This window comes from Marivivens donghaensis (assembly GCF_011806565.1).
In the GTDB taxonomy this organism is placed as follows: domain Bacteria; phylum Pseudomonadota; class Alphaproteobacteria; order Rhodobacterales; family Rhodobacteraceae; genus Marivivens; species Marivivens donghaensis_A.
Genome location: NZ_JAATOP010000004.1, coordinates 55,285 through 69,863 on the forward strand (window position 1 = coordinate 55,285; position 14,579 = coordinate 69,863).

At 61.6% G+C, this 14,579-nt stretch carries 16 protein-coding genes and 1 other RNA gene; 14 read left to right on the forward strand and 3 right to left on the reverse strand.

The features are described 5' to 3' along the window. Positions 1–15 precede the first annotated feature (15 nt). Entirely contained in the window at positions 16–1,020 is a 1,005-nt protein-coding gene (locus HCZ30_RS07160) for a LacI family DNA-binding transcriptional regulator (protein ID WP_167637600.1), read from the reverse strand. A gap of 263 nt (positions 1,021–1,283) precedes the next feature. Between HCZ30_RS07160 and HCZ30_RS07165 the strand changes: the two genes are divergently transcribed. The 6 genes from HCZ30_RS07165 to HCZ30_RS07190 all read left to right on the forward strand — a co-directional run bounded on the left by HCZ30_RS07165 (position 1,284) and on the right by HCZ30_RS07190 (position 7,342). Then, positions 1,284–2,324: an ABC transporter substrate-binding protein gene (locus HCZ30_RS07165; RefSeq protein ID WP_167637601.1), complete on the forward strand. Its 1,041-nt coding sequence runs from the start codon at positions 1,284–1,286 to the stop codon at positions 2,322–2,324. A 60-nt stretch (positions 2,325–2,384) separates the two neighbouring features. Further along, positions 2,385–3,167, forward strand: a complete 783-nt coding sequence (locus tag HCZ30_RS07170) for an ATP-binding cassette domain-containing protein (protein ID WP_167637602.1) — start codon at positions 2,385–2,387, stop codon at positions 3,165–3,167. After that, entirely contained in the window at positions 3,164–4,402 is a 1,239-nt protein-coding gene (locus HCZ30_RS07175) for a sugar ABC transporter permease (protein WP_167637603.1), read from the forward strand. The genes HCZ30_RS07170 and HCZ30_RS07175 overlap by 4 nt, the downstream gene beginning before the upstream one ends. A gap of 15 nt (positions 4,403–4,417) precedes the next feature. Then, the gene (locus HCZ30_RS07180) at positions 4,418–5,140 is read left to right on the forward strand and encodes an SDR family oxidoreductase (RefSeq protein WP_167637604.1); all 723 of its coding nucleotides are present in this window, start codon (positions 4,418–4,420) and stop codon (positions 5,138–5,140) included. A 20-nt stretch (positions 5,141–5,160) separates the two neighbouring features. After that, positions 5,161–6,780, forward strand: coding sequence for an FGGY-family carbohydrate kinase (locus HCZ30_RS07185; protein WP_167637605.1), 1,620 nt, complete (start codon positions 5,161–5,163; stop codon positions 6,778–6,780). A gap of 112 nt (positions 6,781–6,892) precedes the next feature. Beyond that, positions 6,893–7,342 (forward strand): nucleoside deaminase, encoded by a 450-nt coding sequence (locus HCZ30_RS07190; protein ID WP_167637606.1) that lies wholly within the window; start codon positions 6,893–6,895, stop codon positions 7,340–7,342. Here the strand turns inward: HCZ30_RS07190 and HCZ30_RS07195 are convergent. Then, entirely contained in the window at positions 7,339–8,031 is a 693-nt protein-coding gene (locus tag HCZ30_RS07195) for a metal-dependent hydrolase (RefSeq protein ID WP_167637607.1), read from the reverse strand. The two genes, HCZ30_RS07190 and HCZ30_RS07195, sit on opposite strands and share 4 nt — an antisense overlap. A gap of 202 nt (positions 8,032–8,233) precedes the next feature. On the opposite strand from HCZ30_RS07195, the gene HCZ30_RS07200 reads away from it, so the two are divergent. The 8 genes from HCZ30_RS07200 (at position 8,234) to rpmG (ending at position 13,668) form a co-directional block, all read left to right on the forward strand. Then, positions 8,234–8,482 (forward strand): peptidase, encoded by a 249-nt coding sequence (locus tag HCZ30_RS07200; RefSeq protein ID WP_167637608.1) that lies wholly within the window; start codon positions 8,234–8,236, stop codon positions 8,480–8,482. Between the two features lie 72 nt (positions 8,483–8,554). Continuing rightward, complete coding sequence (gene gatC / locus HCZ30_RS07205) at positions 8,555–8,842, forward strand: Asp-tRNA(Asn)/Glu-tRNA(Gln) amidotransferase subunit GatC (RefSeq protein ID WP_167637609.1); 288 nt, start codon at positions 8,555–8,557, stop codon at positions 8,840–8,842. Further along, on the forward strand, positions 8,842–10,320 hold the full coding sequence (gene gatA, locus HCZ30_RS07210; protein ID WP_167637610.1) for an Asp-tRNA(Asn)/Glu-tRNA(Gln) amidotransferase subunit GatA: 1,479 nt from the start codon (positions 8,842–8,844) through the stop codon (positions 10,318–10,320). Before gatC ends, gatA begins: the two co-directional genes overlap by 1 nt. Positions 10,321–10,353: 33 nt before the next feature. After that, entirely contained in the window at positions 10,354–11,088 is a 735-nt protein-coding gene (locus HCZ30_RS07215; RefSeq protein ID WP_167637611.1) for a hypothetical protein, read from the forward strand. An 11-nt stretch (positions 11,089–11,099) separates the two neighbouring features. Next, positions 11,100–11,756, forward strand: coding sequence for an N-acetylmuramoyl-L-alanine amidase (locus HCZ30_RS07220; protein ID WP_348640357.1), 657 nt, complete (start codon positions 11,100–11,102; stop codon positions 11,754–11,756). 48 nt (positions 11,757–11,804) lie between these two features. Further along, an RNA gene (rnpB, locus tag HCZ30_RS07225) (RNase P RNA component class A) lies at positions 11,805–12,189 on the forward strand. 106 nt (positions 12,190–12,295) lie between these two features. Continuing rightward, positions 12,296–13,384 carry a sensor histidine kinase gene (locus tag HCZ30_RS07230; protein ID WP_167637612.1) on the forward strand — a complete coding sequence of 363 codons (1,089 nt, stop codon included), beginning with the start codon at positions 12,296–12,298 and terminating at the stop codon, positions 13,382–13,384. A gap of 116 nt (positions 13,385–13,500) precedes the next feature. After that, complete coding sequence (gene rpmG / locus HCZ30_RS07235; RefSeq protein ID WP_007814563.1) at positions 13,501–13,668, forward strand: 50S ribosomal protein L33; 168 nt, start codon at positions 13,501–13,503, stop codon at positions 13,666–13,668. A gap of 66 nt (positions 13,669–13,734) precedes the next feature. On the opposite strand, the gene HCZ30_RS07240 is transcribed toward rpmG, so the two are convergent. After that, positions 13,735–14,547 carry an inositol monophosphatase family protein gene (locus HCZ30_RS07240; protein ID WP_167637613.1) on the reverse strand — a complete coding sequence of 271 codons (813 nt, stop codon included), beginning with the start codon at positions 14,545–14,547 and terminating at the stop codon, positions 13,735–13,737. Positions 14,548–14,579 lie beyond the last annotated feature (32 nt).

A 14,579-nucleotide genomic window follows, 5' to 3' on the forward strand; every position in this document is an offset into this window, starting at 1 on the left:
AAGTGCACGGAAGCGTCAGAACGGGCGAAGGTGGCAGGGGATGCGGATCGGATCGGCCTGCTTGGGCTTTTTGCCGATGAGGCCGAAAAGAGCCTCCAGCATCGCCGGCACGTCCTGTTCGACCATCCCGACATTGCCGGGAAGGTAGGAGCCGAAGGGGTCCCAGTCGAAACAGCCGTAGCGAACTTGGGCAGCCGCATCGCCAAGGCCACTGTGCCACCGCACCACACCTTCGAGCGAAATGGTGGAGTTCACGAAAATCCCCATCGGCCCGTCGGGGTGCAGATCGGCGAGCCGTCCGGCGGCGCTGTTGGCCGAATAGCCTGCGGCCATGACGTGATTGTCGGGGACTTCGATGCCGCGTTCGTTGTGAGCGCGGAAAAACCCGTCGAGACGCGCGGCGGTGTTGTTATCCGAAAGGCGACCACCGACGAAACGCAGCGGGCCTTCCCAACTCAGTTCGGCCTTGCAGCGATCCAGAATGAGGTTCGTAAGCGCATGGGCGGCGTTGCCGTTGTCCGAAATAACCGAGGGCGCATCGTGGCCGGGCAGGTCTAGGTTCAGCGACTGCACTCCGTTGGCCGCACATAGCGCGGTAATACGGTCGGGGTCGGTCGCACCGGTCGAGATCAGGCAATCCACTTGATAGGACAGCAGCTCGCGCGCGGCCTCGACTTCGAGGTCGGGGTCACGCTGCGTGCAGGTGATGACGGGAAACATGTTGTTGGCGCGGGCGAGGGCTTCGAACTGTTCGGCAATCGCTCCGAAAAAGCGGTTGTCGTACTTGGGCATGATCATCCCGACGATGTTCGAGCGGTCCTTGCGCAGGGCGCTCGCCTGCATGTTCACCGCGTAGCCCTGTTCCTCGGCCACCTTGAGGATTCGTTGCGCAAGTTTCTCGCTGATTCGACGCTTCTTCCACGATCCGTTGATCACCGAACTGACCGCCGTGGGCGAAGTTTCGGCGATTTTCGCAAGATCGTAGATCGTTGGCCTCTTTGAAGAATTCGTCTCGTTCAACGCCTTACACGCCCTGTCCAATGTAAGTTTTTACAACCCCATGTTGACAGGATGCGCAAGCGGTGGCAATCATGCTCCATCGGTTGAGCAAATGTTGGAGCAAATGCACAATCGGTGTAGCAGCCCGAGGAGGGGCGAGGGAGGACATCGCTGATACCGGAAGTCGTGTGCGCGGCTTTCCTGTTGCGCGGCCCACAGTTGTGGCGCCGGTCCCCCTTCGTTTGGCCGCAAAAACGGGCATCAAAAAACCGGAGGAGATTGGAATGAAATTCCGTAAGACATCGCTGGCCGCAGCTTCGACCGTCGTCGCTGCACTTTTCACCACCGCCGCCGCGGCTGAGACCGTTGCGTTCCTGATGCCCGACCAGGCATCGACCCGCTATGAGCAGCACGACTATCCCGGCTTTCAGGCCGCTATGGACGAGCTGTGCGCCGACTGCACCGTGATCTACCAGAACGCTAACGGCGACGTTGCTCTCCAGCAGCAGCAGTTCAACTCGGTCATCGCGCAGGGCGCGAGCGTCATCGTCCTCGACCCCGTCGACTCGTCGGCTGCTGCGGCTTTGGTTCAGATCGCACACTCGCAGGACGTCAAAGTCGTGGCCTATGACCGCCCGATCCCGGACGTTCCGGCTGACTTCTACGTCTCGTTCGACAACGAAGGCATCGGCCGTGCTATCGCCCAGTCGCTCGTTGACCACCTCGAAGACATGGGTGTCGAAGAAGGCGCCGGCGTTCTCCAGATCAACGGCTCGCCGACCGACGCAGCTGCCGGCCTGATCCGCGACGGTATCGACTCGGCTCTGGACAACTCGATCTACGTGACCCTGTCCGAGTTCGACACTCCGGATTGGGCTCCGCCGAAGGCACAGGAATGGGCTGCTGGTCAGATCACCCGTTTCGGTGCTGACATCAAAGGCATCGTTGCTGCAAACGACGGCACCGGTGGCGGCGCGATCGCTGCTCTGAAAGCTGCCGGTGTTGACCCGCTTCCGCCGGTCACCGGTAACGACGCAACCATCGCTGCTCTTCAGCTGATCATCGCTGGCGACCAGTACAACACCATCTCGAAGCCGTCGGAAATCGTTGCCGAAGCTGCCGCACACGTTGCCATGCAGCTGATCAACGGTGAGACCCCTGAAGCGACCTCGACCCTGTACGACACGCCTTCGCAGCTGTTCGTTCCGGCCGTTGTCACTCAGGAAAACATCAAGGCCGAAATCTTCGACAAGGGCATCCAGACTGCTGAAGAAGTCTGCACCGGCGAATACGCTGACGCCTGCGCCGAACTGGGTATCGAGTAATCCAACGGCGGGGGCGGCGTTCAGTCGCCCCCAATGCCATTTTTAAGGGGAGGGGAGCCAATGACGGCTGATAAAGGCGAGCTTATTCTCAAGCTTCGTGGAGTTTCGAAACAGTTCGGAGCGGTGACTGCGCTCAAGGACATCGAACTGGACGTACACGCCGGAGAGGTTGTTGCTCTGGTCGGTGACAACGGCGCGGGCAAATCCACGCTGATCAAGGTTCTGGCGGGTGTTCACCAGCCGACCGAAGGCACGATCGAATGGTGCGGCAAGCCCGTGTCGCTCGACAGTCCGGGTACGGCGCTGGAGCTTGGCATCGCGACCGTATTCCAGGATCTCGCGCTCTGCGAAAACCTCGACGTTGTGTCGAACCTCTTCCTCGGTCATGAAATCAACCCGTGGCAGCTGGACGAAGTGCAAATGGAGGTCCGTGCATGGACGCTTCTGCGCGAGCTGGCCGCCCGTATCCCGTCGGTCCGCGAACCCATCGCTTCGCTCTCGGGCGGTCAGCGCCAGACGGTCGCGATTGCGCGTTCTCTGCTGCTCGACCCCAAAATCATCATGCTCGACGAGCCGACCGCTGCGCTGGGTGTTGCCCAGACCGCCGAGGTTCTCAACCTCATCGAGCGCGTCCGTGACCGTGGTCACGGCGTCATCCTGATTTCGCACAACATGGAGGATGTTCGTGCGGTGGCCGACCGTATCGTCGTGCTGCGTCTGGGACAGAACAACGGTGTCTTCACCAACGAGACCTCCCATCAGGAACTGGTCGCCGCGATCACCGGCGCGTCCGAAAATTCCGTGTCACGCCGTATGGCCCGCAAACAGGAGGAAGCGGTATGACCAATATTTCCGATCAACTCGACCGCGAAGACAGCCGCGTCCGCCACGACCAAGGCATCGGCGGTGCCGTGCGTGCATTCCTTGACCGCGTGAAATCCGGCGACCTCGGTATGCTGCCGGTCTTCATCGGCCTTCTGCTGATTTCGGTCGTGTTCAGCTCCCTGAACCCCGTATTCTTGGCACCCAATAACCTTGTGAACCTGCTGTTCGATGCGGCCGCTATCGGTCTGATTTCGCTGGGTGTTGTCTGCGTTCTGCTGCTGGGCGAGATTGACCTGTCCATCGGTTCGATGAGCGGTCTGGCCTCTGCGCTGATCGGCGTGCTTTGGGTGAATGCAGGTCTTCCGTGGCCGTTCGCTGTTGTGCTTGCAGTGCTCGCCGGTGCCGCAGTCGGTCTGCTCTATGGCTTCCTGCGCAACAAGTTCGAGATGCCCTCGTTCGTTGCGACCCTCGCCGGTCTGCTCGCGCTGCTCGGCCTCCAGCTTTACCTCTTGGGTTCGACGGGTTCGATCAACCTGCCGTACACCTCGACCCTCGTGAAGTTCGGCCAGATCATGATCATGCCCGCTTGGCTGAGCTACATCTGCGCGCTGCTGCCGGGTGCGGTCATCGTCTACACCGGCATGAACACCAACAACCGTCGCCGCGCTGCCAACCTGTCGAGCCCGGGTATGTCGGTGGTCTTTGCGAAGGCGATCATCATCACCGTCGCGCTGGTCTTCTGCGTCTACTACCTCGAACTTGGCCGCGGTGTGCCGTGGATGTTCGCTGTCTTTACCGTCTTCGTGATCGCTCTCGAATACGCACTGCGCCGTACCAAATGGGGCCGCTCGATGTTCGCCGTCGGTGGTAACGCCGAAGCTGCCCGCCGCTCGGGTATCAACGTTCGCGGCATCCGTATGTCGGCCTTCATGATCTGTTCGGCCTTCGCCTCGCTCGGCGGTGTGTTTGCGGCCTCGCGTCTTGCCTCCGCCAGCCAGCAGGCCGGTACGGGTGACGTGAACCTCAACGCGATTGCTGCGGCTGTGATCGGTGGCACCTCGCTCTTCGGTGGTCGCGGTTCGGCTTGGTCCGCGCTACTCGGTGTGATCGTGATCCAGGCAATTTCGAACGGTCTGACCCTTCTGAACCTCAGCTCTTCGCTGCGCTACATGATCACAGGTGCCGTTCTGGCCATCGCCGTGATCGTTGACTCTCTTGCTCGTCGCTCTCGCGCCAGCCACGGTCGTGCGTGATCGAAAGGACCAATCATGCTCATGAAAGATAAAACCGCCGCCATTACCGGAGCCGCCTCTGGCATCGGTCTGGCCTGTGCCAAGAAGCTGCTCGAAGAAGGTGCCAAGGTCGTTCTGATCGACCGCGATGCCGAAAAGCTCGAAAAGCTCTGCGGCGAGCTCGGCGAGAATGCCAAGCCGATGGTCCTCGATCTGTTCGACGGTGCTGCGGTGTCCGGCATGATGCCGAAGATCGAAGAACTGGTCGGCCCGCTCGATATCTTCCACGCCAACGCCGGTGCATACATCGGCGGGGCGGCGGCCGAGGGCGATCCCGACGCTTGGGACCGTATGCTGAACCTCAACATCAACGCGGCCTTCCGCTGTGTGAATGCGGTTCTGCCCAAGATGATCGAACGCAAAACTGGCGACGTGATTTTCACGTCGTCGGTGGCGGGCGTCGTCCCCGTCGTGTGGGAGCCGATCTACACCGCATCGAAATTCGCGGTTCAGGCGTTCATGCACGCGACGCGCCGTCAGGTTTCCGAACACGGCATCCGTATGGGTGCCGTCCTCCCAGGGCCAGTCGTCACAGCACTGCTGGATGACTGGCCCAAAGCGAAAATGGACGAAGCTCTGGCCAACGGCTCGCTGATGCAGCCTGTCGAAGTGGCCGAAGCCGTTCTGTTCATGCTCAGCCGTCCGCGCAATGTGGTGATCCGTGACCTCGTGATCCTGCCCAACAGCGTCGACCTCTAAGGCCCGCGAAGGAGAAAACCATGACTGGAGGAGAGGGCGGCTACGTCGTCGGTGTCGATGTCGGCACCGGTAGCGCACGGGCCGGTATCTTTACGCTCGCGGGGGAAATGGTCGGCACCGACAAGTGCGCGATCACGCTCTACCGCGATCCGGGTTCGATCGTCGAACAGTCGAGCGACGAAATCTGGCAGGCCGTCGTCAAATCGGTGCGCGGCGCAGTCGCAGCCGCCAAGGTCGATCCGGCGGACATCAAGGGCATCGGTTTCGACGCTACCTGTTCGCTGGTGGTGCTGGGCGAGAACGGTCAGTCCATGCCCGTCGGTGATCCGGCCAAACCCGAGCGCAACATCATCGTCTGGATGGACCACCGCGCGCTCGAACAGGCCGAACGGATCAACGCCAAGGGACACCGCGTTCTCGACTACGTCGGGGGACGCATCTCGCCCGAGATGGAAACGCCCAAACTGCTGTGGCTCAAGGAAAATCGTCCCGAGATCTTCGCCACCGCCTGGCAGTTCATGGACCTCACGGACTTCCTGACATGGCGGGCCACGGGGGACGTGTCGCGGTCTGTCTGCACGGTGACGTGCAAGTGGACCTACATGGCGCACGAGGATGCGTGGGATGCGAGCTACTTCAACTCTGTCGGTTTGGAAGAACTGACCGAGGACGGGTTCAAGCGTATCGGCGACACCGTTGTGCCTGCCGGTCAGGCACTGGGGCAGGGGCTTGATGCGCGCGCTGCCGAAGAGCTGGGGTTAGTCGTTGGTACGCCCGTTGGCGCAGGACTGATCGACGCCCATGCGGGCGGGATCGGCACCGTTGGCGCGGCCGGTGGTGGCGGGGCAGAGGCGAACCTCGCCTATGTGTTCGGCACCTCGTCCTGCACCATGACCTCGACCGCAGAGCCTGTCTTCGTGCCGGGTGTCTGGGGGCCGTACTATTCGGCGATGGTGCCGGGTCTGTGGCTGAACGAAGGTGGCCAGTCCGCTGCGGGCGCTGCCATTGATCATCTGCTGGAGCATCATCCCGCGACCGCCGAAGCGCGGGAACTGGCGGCTGCTGACGGCAAGTCCTTGCCCGAGTGGTTGGCGGACCGCGCGGCCGCATCGCTTAAATCGGGTGGTCATGCCGCCGACCTCGCAAGCGGTCTGCATGTGGTGCCCGAGTTCCTCGGTAACCGTGCGCCCTATGCCGATCCGCATACCCGTGCGGTGATCGCAGGCCTCGGAATGGAGCGGGACGTGGATAGCCTCGTTTCCCTCTATATCGCGGGTCTTTGCGGTATCGGTTACGGCCTTCGCCAGATCGTCGAAGCGCAGGATCGCGCTGGTGCAAGCATCGACAGCATCGTCATCAGTGGCGGCGCAGGTCGGAGCGAGATGATCCGCCAACTCCTCGCCGATGCAACGGGTAAGGAAATTGCGGTGCCTGCTGTGGACGAACCTGTTCTCCTCGGTTCGGCTATCCTCGGCGCTGTGGCGGCAGGCATTCATGCGGACATTCCCTCGGCGATGACCGCGATGTCGCATTTCGCCAATCGCTATGCCGCCGAGGCAGAGGCGCGCGAAGTGCACGAGAGCCGTTTCCGCACGTTCGAGCAGTTGCAAGCTGTTGCCCGCGCGGCGGCTATTCGTTGAAACCTTGGCTGGAGGGGCGCTGCCCCTCTGGCCTGCGGCCATTCACCCCGAGGTATTTGGGTCAGAATGAAGAGCCGCTTGCGCGAGCGTAAATGCTATCGCACAAGGGCTTATGGTCTTTCGCAGTTATATGTCGGATGCGCTAGAAGAAGCGCGGCTTGCCGGAGCGCGCGGCGAGGTGCCCGTGGGCGCCGTTGTCGTAGCGCCTGACGGCAGCGTCGTTGCGCGTGCGGGGAACCGGACGCGCGAGTTGTCGGACCCGACGGCCCATGCGGAGACGTTGGCCATCAGGGCGGCCTGCGCTGCCGCGGGTTCCGAGCGGCTTACTGGCTATGATCTTTACGTGACGCTTGAGCCGTGTCCGATGTGCGCCGCGGTCATATCATTTGCACGGATCGGGCGGCTGTATTACGGGGCATCCGATCCGAAGTCGGGCGGCGTGGCGCAAGGTCCGCGTGTTTTTTCCCACTCGCAGTGCCACCACGTTCCCGAGGTTTATGACGGGATCGCAGCACCCGAGGCGGAACGGATGCTGCGGGAATTCTTTGCCAGCCGCCGTTAGAGCGTGATGGTTTCCATCACGTCGGGCGAGAGGACATCGACGTTCGGAAGTGCTTCGATCAGTTCGGTCGGCTCCTGAGCCAGCAGCGGGAAGGTGCGGTAGTGGCAGGGGATCACGGTTTTGAAATCGAAGAACCGTTTCGCCGCATAGGCCGCGCCTTCCATGTCCATCGTGAAGTGACCGCCGCAGCACAGAATGCCGATATCGGGTTTGTAGCGGTCGGCGATCAGTTCCATGTCCATCATGACGTCGGTATCGCCGGTGAAGTAGATCGAGCGCCCTTCGGCGCGGACGACGAAGCCTGCCTCGCCGCCGGCGTAGACAGGCATTCCGCCTTTGTAGTCGATGCTCGACGAATGGACTGCATTCACCATCGTCACGCGCACGTCGCCGAGCGTGATCGTGCCGCCTTTGCCGAAGCCGTTCGTTTTTGCGCCGTCCTCGGTCAGGATGTCCGAGAGTTCGTGCATGCACAGGATCGGGATATCGAGTTCTTTGGAGATGCCGACGCAATTGCTCGCGTGGTCGCCGTGTCCGTGGGACAGCAGGATGGCCGTCGCGCCATTGATCGCATCGTCGCGGCGGTCTTCGGGGAAGGCGGGGTTGCCCGAGAGCCAAGGGTCGATCAGCAGGATCTGGTCTGCGATTTCGAGTCGGAAGCTGGAGTGTCCAAGCCAGGTGAGTTTCATCGAAAGCTCCATTTGTTTGCCCCAATGGTAACGCAACGAGAACATTCGGCAATTATTGGTCGGGTTTCTAACCTCAGGGTTGCAATCACGTCCAAGTTCTCGCAAGGGAATGTAATGGTAGGCCGATTTGCGGCTGCCGACTCCTGACATAACCGCAAGTAACCACCGAAAGGGTGTGTGACTCTTATTCCAAGGGACGCATATGGCCGTACTCCGTCGTAATGCCTTTGAAGAAACGCTGAAGAACCTCGCGCTGGGGTTGGGCATCCTCTCTACCGTCGCCATCGTTCAGGACTGGTATCCGCTGAACATGTTTCTATCGCTGCCGTTCTGCGTGATCTGGTGGTATCTGGCATGGCTGCGAACGGAACCGCAGCTCAAGTGGGTCAATATCCTCTTCACTGGCTTCTATCTCTACGGAATCGGCAGATATGTGGTTCTAGGCGTCTGATTTTCAGCGCTGGCCTTGCGAGGTGCGCGTCAGAGCGGTAAACGCCATTCGACCCATAATACGGAGAGGCCCATGTCGATCGACACGGAAACCGCCCGCCGCGTGGCCAAGCTGGCCCGTATCAAGGTGGAAGACGACGCGCTGCCTGAGCTGGCGCAGGAATTTAACGCTATTCTCGGCTTCATCGAGCAACTCGAAGAAGTCGACGTTGATGGTGTGGAGCCGATGACTTCGGTGACGCCGCAGCGCCTCAAGCGCCGCGAAGACGTCGTGACCGATGGCGACCAGCAGGAAGCAGTCCTGAAGAACGCGCCCGACGCGCGCGAGGGTTTCTTTGCCGTGCCGAAGGTGGTGGAATAATGACCGATCTGAACAAGCTCACGATCGCCGAAGCCCGCGACGCGCTGAAAAAGGGCGAGACCACTTCGGTTGCGATCACCGAGGCATGTCTGTCCGAAATCGAAGCGCAGGGCGTCCTGAACGCCTTCGTGCACAAGACACCGGAAATCGCGCTCGATATGGCCAAGGCCGCTGACGCCCGCGGTTATGCGGACGGCGCTGCGCTGAACGGTATCCCGCTCGGCATCAAGGATCTGTTCTGCACCAAGGGCGTCGACTCGCAGGCTGCTTCGGGCATCCTCAACGGCTTCAAGCCGGAGTACGAGTCGACCGTGACCACCAAGCTCTTCGCGAGCGGTGCGGTTATGCTCGGCAAGCTGAACATGGACGAATTCGCGATGGGTTCGTCGAACGAGAGCTCGGTTTACGGCCCGTCCGTGAACCCGTGGAAGGTCGATGACCGCAACCTGATCCCCGGCGGTTCGTCGGGTGGTTCGGCGTCCGCTGTTGCTGCCGACCTCTGCATCGGCGCGACCGGCACGGACACCGGCGGCTCGATCCGCCAGCCTGCCGCGCTGACCGGTACCGTCGGTATCAAGCCGACCTATGGCCGCGTGTCGCGTTGGGGCATCATCGCCTACGCGTCCTCGCTCGATCAGGCTGGTCCGATGACCAAAACGGTGCGCGATAGCGCCATCATGCTGTCGGCGATGGCCGGTCACGACATGAAGGATTCGACTAGCGCCGACCTCGCCGTTCCGGATTTCGAAGCGGCACTGACCGGCGACATCAAGGGCAAGACCATCGGTATTCCGCGCGAATACCGCCTCGACGGTCTGAACGCCGATGTGGCCAAGCTATGGGATCAGGGCGCGGAAATGCTGCGCGATGCAGGTGCCAAGGTTGTCGATATCAGCCTGCCGCACACCAAGTACGCGCTGCCGACCTACTACGTCATCGCGTCTGCCGAAGCGTCTTCGAACCTCGCCCGCTATGACGGCGTTCGCTTCGGCGAGCGTGCCAAGCTGGGTGCTGGCGACGGCATCACCGAAATGTACGAAAAGACCCGCGCCGCAGGCTTCGGTCCCGAAGTGCAGCGCCGCATCATGGTCGGCACCTACGTGCTTTCGGCTGGCTTCTACGACGCTTACTACAACCGCGCCCGCAAGGTCCGCACGCTCATCAAGCGCGACTTCGAAAACGCGTTTGCGGAAGGCGTCGATGCGATCCTCGCTCCGGCAACGCCGTCGCCCGCGTTTGGCATCGGCGAAGTGTCGGACCACGATCCGGTGCAGATGTACCTGAACGACGTGTTCACCGTGACGCTGAACCTCGCCGGTCTTCCGGGTGTTTCGGTGCCTGCGGGCCTCGCGTCGAATGGTCTGCCGCTCGGTCTCCAGCTGATCGGCCGCGCTTGGGAAGAGGCCGACCTGCTGAATATCGCCTACACGCTGGAGCAAAAGACCGGCTTTGTGGCGAAGCCCGAAAAGTGGTGGTAACGTCGTTTTAACGACATCAGAGGCAGCTTCGACGTGCAGAAGTTTTGGATTATCGGGACAGCGCTTGCTGCGCTGTCCGCTTGTAGTGCTAACCCGCCGGTGAGCAATTCCGGTCCGGGGTTCACCAACTATTCTTCGGTGCAGATGACCGAAGCGGAACGCCAGCAAGCGCTGAGCGGACCGTCGGTGCAGGCGACCTCGCTCTCGGGCGGTGGCAACATCAGCAGCGAAGAGTTGCAGGCGGCAGGCATTACGACGCCGACCAACTGGACGCCTTCGGGCAACGCGACGCAGCAGACCTCCTATGGCCGCGCGTCGGGTATCGAAGCCTCTCCGACCAACGCAGCACCGACCGTTGTGGCCAGCCACTCGGGCATTTCGGACGAGCAGTCGTTCGAAGCCGTGTCCGAGCGCGAAACCATCGCGTCTGACGCCGCGCGCCGCGCAGAGCAGGCCGCGCAGTACACCGTGGTCCAGCCGACCGCATTGCCGGGCCGACAGGAAACCGGCCCAAACATTGTGGCCTACGCACTGAGCGCGCCGAACGTCAAAGGGCAGGAGTGGTACAGCCGCTTCATGCTGTCCGGCCAGTCGCGCTACCGCCGCAACTGCGCCAAGTACAACAACCCAGATGAAGCGCAGCGCGATTTCCTGTCCCGTGGCGGCCCCGAGAGCGACCGCCTTGGTATCGACCCTGACGGCGACGGCTTCGCCTGCGGTTGGGATCCAGCGCCGTTCATCGTTGCCGCACGTTCGGCAGGTAACTGATCCTGCGACAGGTGACTTCACCGAATTTCGGGCCGCGACGTGAAAACGCGCGGCCCGATCTCGTTGTGATCCACTACACCGCGATGGCGGATTGCGCTGCGGCCGAGCGGACGCTTTGCAATCCCGAGCTAGAGGTCTCGGCGCACTACCTGATTTCCGAAGGTGGCGAGGTTATCCAACTGGTGCCCGAGGATCAGCGCGCGTGGCACGCGGGAGCAGGGCAGTGGGGCAGCGTCACCGACGTGAACTCCAGATCCATCGGGATCGAGCTATCGAACATCGGAACCGCGCCGTTTGCGGCCAAGCAGATGGATGCGCTTGAAGACCTCTTGCGCGGGATCGTTGATCGCTGGGACGTCCGCCCCGAGCGCGTCATCGGGCACTCTGACCTCGCACCGCACCGCAAGATCGACCCCGGCGCGCGGTTCGACTGGAACCGTCTGGCGCGGCAGGGGCTGGCCATCCGCGCCGCTGAAACCGAAGTCGCGACCGACGATCTGGAGGGCGATCTGCTCAATGCGCTGCGAAACGTCGGCTACGCGGACCATCCGCTCGGCGTTTTGTTGCCTGCGTTCCGCCTCCGCCATCGCCAGCGCTACGATGGCCCTGCGGATCTAACCGACCTACGGCTCGCGTCCTATCTGGCGGAAACCTATCCCGCGCTCTGACCGCAACCGCGCTTGACGCTCCATAGGCAAATGAATACGAGGCAGTGCGCGGATGGCTGGATGACCGCAGGTTTACCTGAGGAAAGTCCGGACACCAAAAGGCACGGTGCCGGGTAACGCCCGGCGGGGGTAACCCCAGGGATAGCGCCACAGAGAACAGACTACCCTGCATGCAGGGAAAAGGTGAAACGGTGGAGTAAGAGACCACCGCGGGACTGGCAACAGGACCGGCATGGCAAGCCCCACCGGGTGCAATGCCAAATAGGGACCACGCGCGGGATTGATAGGTTCGCCTATATCGCCGCAGGGACGCCTGACCCCGAGTGGTCCGGGTTGGCAGCTAGAGGCTCGTTGGTAACAGCGGGCCAAGATGAATGGTCATCCAGAGGGCTTGTCCCTCGGACAAAATCCGGCTTATAGGCCATCCGCGCATATTTAGGTTGCAAGAAATCCGCATCTGACGACGTATTGAGTTGCAAGTTGCGGAAAAAAACGCCTTTGATCTGTTAATCAAACCATTCTGCTCATGGTGGTCCAAGATGACACTGCCGCATGTCGGTACTCCGGAAGCCCGCGCAACAGATGCGGGTATTTTCGCGCTTTTCGATGGCTCGCAAGAGATCGTTATGGCGATGCTTGCCGCGTCGCAGGACTGCATCAAAGTCCTGTCAGTCGAAGGCGTGCTCGAATTTATGAGCTATGGCGGCATGTGCGCCATGGAAATCCCCGACTACGGTATGGTCGCCGGTAAATACTGGTGGGATCTGTGGCCGGAAGAAACGCGCGACGAACTGAAAGCCGCCGTTGCGAGCGCCGCCAAAGGCACCCCTGTGCGCCTGACCGCCTTCTGCCCGACCGCAGCCGGCAAGGACCGCTGGTGGGAAGTTACCGTAGCGCCGGTCCCCGACAAGAACGGCGATGTGACGCGCGTGCTTTCTGTCTCTCGCGATGTGACCGAGATCGTGAAGCACACGAAGGAACTCGAAGAGCAGAAGTCCGTACTGGAAGACGCGCTAGAGACCTCCAAGCTGCTGCGCCGCGAGGTTGATCACCGCGTAAAGAACAGCCTCGGCCTCGTGTCGTCGCTGCTGCGCCTGCAATCACGCCGCGCGCCTGCCGATGCGAAGGCTGCGCTTGAAGTCGCTGCAGGCCGTGTGAACACCATTGGCCGTGTGCATGACATGCTGCACCGTCTCGAGAACGTCCGCGTGGTGGATGTGGGCCAGTACCTCAACGTCCTTTGCGTCGAGGTGTGCCGTTCGCTGCGCGCGGCAGGGCAGGCGGAGACCGAGATCAATACGATCCCGCTCAACGTCGATCCGAGCACCGCGATCTCGATCGGTCTGGCTGTGACCGAGATCGTTACGAACTCCATCCGCCACGGTCAGATGCCGACCGACGGGCGTATCTCGCTGAACCTCCAAGACGATGGCGACACGATTCACCTGACGGTCGCCGACAACGGCAAGGGCCTTCCAGAGGGATTCGATCTCGAGGCAGGAGGCGGCGTTGGCATGCAGGTTGTCCGTTCGATGGTGAGTCAAATGGAAGGAAAAATCACTGCAATGCGCTCTGACAACGGCGGCGCACGCTTTGATATCAGTTTTCCGCGTCCAAGCGCGGCTTAACACCGAAAAAACAGCCCAGAGCGGTTGACTCGGATGGGAAGCCGAGTAAAAGGCAGCTTCCAGAACGAATTCAGATGCCGCACCCCTTGGGGACCAGCGGGCAGGAGAATAGAACAATGGCGAAGCCGACCACTATCAAAATCCGCCTGAACTCCACCGCGGGTACCGGGCACTTCTACGTGACTAAGAAAAACGCACGCACCATGACCGAAAAGATGGTTGTACGTAAGTACGACCCGGTTGTGCGCAAGCACGTCGAATACAAAGAAGGCAAGATCAAATAATCTTGCTGCTCTTTGCAGAGTTAGAAGCCGCGTGATGAACTCACGCGGCTTTTGCTTTTTCTGGGGTCACTTCAGGCGCGACTGAATGAGAGCGAGCGCCTCGGTGTGCACTTCCTTGCTCGCCGCTGCGATCACGCGGCCGCCGTTGGGGCAGGGGTTGCCGTCCCAGTCGGTGACGATGCCGCCAGCGGCTTGGATGACCGCCAGCGGGCCTTGGATGTCGTAGGACTGAAGGCCGGCCTCCACCACCAGATCGATCTGACCCGCAGCGAGCAACGCGTAAGCGTAGCAATCGGTGCCGTATCGCACCAGTCGCGCAGCGTCGCGTACAGCCTCGAAACAGTGGCGCTCTTCCTCCGTGCCCACCTCGGGGAAGGTGGTGAACAGGATCGCCTCTGACAGCGGACGTGCGGCGCGTGTGACAAGCGGGCGCGTGCCGAGTGGGCCTGTGGTCTCTGCGATGCCAGGCGCGCCGACGAAGCGCTCGCCGATATAGGGCTGGTCGATAATACCGACGATGGGGCCCTCAGCGGGCCCGACGGCGATCAGAACGCCCCAAGTGGGGGTGCCGGACAGGAACCCGCGCGTGCCGTCAATCGGGTCGAGCACCCAAGTGAAACCGCTGGTGCCTTCGGATGCGCCGTATTCCTCGCCAAAGATCGCATCGTCAGGACGCTCGGCAGCCAGCACGTCGCGCATGGCGCGTTCCGCAGCGCGGTCGCCTTCGGTGACGGGATCGAAATCGGCGGGACGTTTGTTGTCGGCAGTAAGGCCAGCGGAACGGAAATGCTCCAGCGTGGCAGGACGGGCCGCATCGGCAAGCAAATGGGCGACCCTTACGAGATCGCCCGCTGTTTCTTGATCAATTTCATTCAGCATCGTCGGTTCCGCTTACAAATACTTGTATTCGC